This is a genomic window from Psychrobacter sp. (genome assembly GCF_018260395.1).
Classification (GTDB): Bacteria; Pseudomonadota; Gammaproteobacteria; order Pseudomonadales; family Moraxellaceae; genus Psychrobacter.
Genome location: NZ_JAGLBC010000198.1, coordinates 1 through 3,108 on the forward strand (window position 1 = coordinate 1; position 3,108 = coordinate 3,108).

A 3,108-nucleotide genomic window follows, 5' to 3' on the forward strand; every position below is an offset into this window, starting at 1 on the left:
AAAGTCGGATTGTGATAACTTATATTATTGTAAGGTTTTGCCAATGGCTTGATGCCATTTATCTAAATGATGCCCGCGTTCGTCTGCAGCCATTGAAGGTTCAAAGCATTGATCCAGATACCAGCTATCATCAATCGTAGATTCATCGTATAAGCCTGCGGTTATACCCGCTAATAAAGCCACACCTTTGGCAGTAATTTCAGTATCTTTAGGTCGTAATACAGGTACGCCGAGCATATCCGCTTGAAACTGCATTAATAAATCATTATTGGCGGCGCCCCCATCAACCCTAAGCTCTGTTAACGGACTGGGGCTGTCTTTTTGCATCGCAGTTAGCACATCATAAGTTTGAAAAGCTATTGACTCTAAGGCCGCACGTGCTATGTGTGCTTTAGTACTCCCCCGGGTCATACCAGCTAGGCTGGCTGTTATATCTGAACGCCAATAAGGAGCACCCAACCCTGTGAAAGCAGGCACTAACACCACTTGTTCACTGCTATCTACTTCTTTAGCAAGACTTTCGATATCTTGTGATCGATTAAACAATCCCATATTGTCCCGTAGCCATTGCACGATAGCACCGGCCATAAACACACTGCCTTCCAAGGCATAAGTGACTTCACGCTTAGTAGGACTTAGCATACGCTGACCTGACTTAACCAATTTCGATAATGAGGGATGCTCGTTAGCAGTAGGCAATTGCAGATTATTAACTCGACGTTGCCAGCCCACTGTAGTTAATAGATGATGCTGGCTAAGTTGCACTTCATCGCCTATATTCATTAGCATGAAGCAACCTGTACCATAGGTGTTTTTAGCCATACCAGTGTCTACACAGCCTTGACCGAATAAAGCTGCTTGTTGATCTCCTAGCACCGCTTGAATAGGAATCTGTTTAGCAAATAATCCTTTCTTAGTCTTTCCAAAGTCTCCGTCAGAAGCCAAAACTTTAGGAAGCATTTGTTTGTTTATATCAAATCTATTTATTAAATCGTCAGACCAATCTAATTTATTAATGTCGTACAATAAGGTACGAGAAGCGTTGGTAATATCTATCACATGCTCACCGCCAGTTAACTTAAACATCAACCAACTGTCGATAGTACCTACCGCGACTTCACCACGCTGGGCTCTATCTTTTAAATTAGGGTGATTGTTCAATAGCCAAACGATCTTGCTAGCGCTAAAATAGGGATCTATACGCAGGCCCGTTATAGACTGTACATGCTGATCCATACTAACGTCTGACCCTTTAACTTGATGCTTACTTAAGTTTTGACACCAATCATCAGTGCGTCTATCTTGCCAAATAATAGCAGGTGCTAGTGGCTTACCCGTTTTTTTATCCCATACCACAATACTTTCACGTTGATTGGTAATGGCAAGGCTTGAGATATCGGTTGCTAACAACCCCGCTTGGTTCATAGCATCATGTGCACAGCTAATTTGTGTATGCCAAATTTGCATGGCATCTTGCTCCACAAAACCTGCCTTTGGAGTAGTTAAAACTGTCGGCTTTTGTGAAATCTGGATTGATCGGGCTCTATCATCATATATAATGGCACGGCTTGAGGTAGTACCTTGATCCAATGCTAATACGTAACCTGCCATGATGCAGTCTCCCTGTTATTATAGATATAATGATTTAGATATTTGATATTTTAATACTATAGCTATTTAATAACTGCGATAGTTAAAAATAGCCAATATCCTGCTTTAAATACATAGCTAATTCAAAATCTATGCTATAAAAACGCTTGCAATACTTGATTTAAATAACGACGACCTAAGTCTGTAGGCTGAATCAAATTATCTGCCTCAACCAATAATTTCTGCTGTTGCAAACGCTTTATGATAGGTTTAATTTTAGCCGTTGTTAATCCCGTTCTATCGCTATATAAATTTAAAGGAACCCCTGAAGTTAAACGTAGAGCATTCATCATAAACTCACCATTTAAATCTTCCTCTGCTATAGGCGCAAAACCTACCGTTTTTGGGTACTGCTCATAAGTCATATAATCTTTTGGCAAACGGGTTTTACTAAATCGATATATACCTCTTTCAAAATCATTATAGACACTATCATCTGCAATAGTAATTTTGCCATGGGCGCCGGCCCCAATAGCAAGATAATCGCCAAACTGCCAGTAGTTTACATTGTGGCGGCACTGCTGATCTTCTGCACTTACCCAAGCCGAAACTTCATAATTTTGATAGCCTAGCTGATTCAATACTTCACAGCCTTGCTCTTCTATTTTTGCTAAGTCATTGTCATCTGGTAAGACTGGGGTATTTCTATAAAAAACTGTATTGGGCTCAATGGTAAGCTGATACCATGAAATATGAGTGGCACCTGCTTGATGTGCCTGCTCAATATCATATAAAGCTTCTTGCAATGATTGATTTGGCAGGCCATGCATTAGGTCAATATTTACTCGCTTAAATCCTGCTTTTTTGGCAGCTTGCGTGGCCATTTGGGCTTGATTTGCATTATGAATGCGTCCTAAAGCTTCAAGCTTGGTATCAGAAAAACTCTGTACCCCCATTGATAAGCGATTTATGCCTACTTGAAGATACTGCTCAAAAGGAGCATGTTCTAAAGTACCTGGATTGGCTTCCATGGTTACTTCTAAGTCATCGCATAAAAGTAAAACCGATTTTAAATGATCAAATAAGCGTTGATATTGAGTAATTGGTAGTAGCGAAGGCGTACCACCCCCAATGAAGATAGAGCTGATTTTACGACCTTGTAATAAAGGCAACTGATCATTAATGTCTTTAATTAATGCATCGACATACAAATGAAAATGATCGTCAACTATCGAGCTCGTTTGGTCAGTAGCATCTAAGTTTATTGTTTTAGATAGGGTGTCATTATGTGGAAGTGTGTGTGAATTAAAATCACAATAGGGACATTTTTTGACACACCATGGTATATGGATATAAAGCGCCAAAGGAACTTGTAATACATTTATTAGAGATGACATAAAATTTAAGTCTTATACTTGTTAGCAGAGAATAGTCTGATAATGATTTAGTCACACCTTCTTTAAAACCACAGCGAATTGACTATTATTATATATAGCTGGATTTGTATAACTGGTTTTA

2 protein-coding genes are annotated in these 3,108 nt (G+C 39.4%); both read right to left on the reverse strand.

Features of this window, described 5'->3' with window-relative positions; translation table 11 throughout:
- Positions 1-24: 24 nt before the first annotated feature.
- Complete coding sequence (gene glpK / locus QZ265_RS10360; RefSeq protein WP_296405910.1) at positions 25-1,611, reverse strand: glycerol kinase GlpK; 1,587 nt, start codon at positions 1,609-1,611, stop codon at positions 25-27.
- Between the two features lie 134 nt (positions 1,612-1,745).
- Positions 1,746-2,987 (reverse strand): radical SAM family heme chaperone HemW, encoded by a 1,242-nt coding sequence (hemW, locus tag QZ265_RS10365; RefSeq protein ID WP_296405911.1) that lies wholly within the window; start codon positions 2,985-2,987, stop codon positions 1,746-1,748.
- Positions 2,988-3,108 lie beyond the last annotated feature (121 nt).